The 313-nt window shown below is 50.5% G+C and carries 1 pseudogene; it reads right to left on the bottom strand.

The features are described 5' to 3' along the window. Positions 1-75: 75 nt before the first annotated feature. A pseudogene (locus tag IM317_RS23515) lies at positions 76-313 on the bottom strand (biotin/lipoyl-containing protein); the annotation flags it as partial.

Genomic DNA, 313 nt, shown 5'->3' with positions numbered 1-313 from the left:
TTTTTTTTTTAATTATAGGGCGTCCACCTTGATCTACTGTCTGTCCGTCGTGGGGAGCGTCAGATGTGTATAATAGACATCTTTAACGGTACCCGCGAACGGAGCCGGCACTTCCATAGAGGCTTTGTCGCCTTCTACGGTGATCAGTGACTGCTCAGCCGCAACGGTGTCGCCCACTTTCACCAGGATTTCAGTGACTTCAACTTCATCACCCCCGATGTCCGGTACGTTGACTTCTATCGCGACTTCGAAGACCATGATCAGGGAGCCGGTAGACACTTTGTCGCCGGTGTTGATCTTGATCTCTTTAACG

The sequence above is a fragment of the Enterobacter cloacae complex sp. S3 genome (assembly GCF_014930495.1).
GTDB classification, from domain to species: Bacteria; Pseudomonadota; Gammaproteobacteria; order Enterobacterales; family Enterobacteriaceae; genus Enterobacter; species Enterobacter asburiae_B.
Note: the sequence above shows the minus strand (reverse complement) of the source record. Positions and strands in the feature narration are given on the sequence as shown.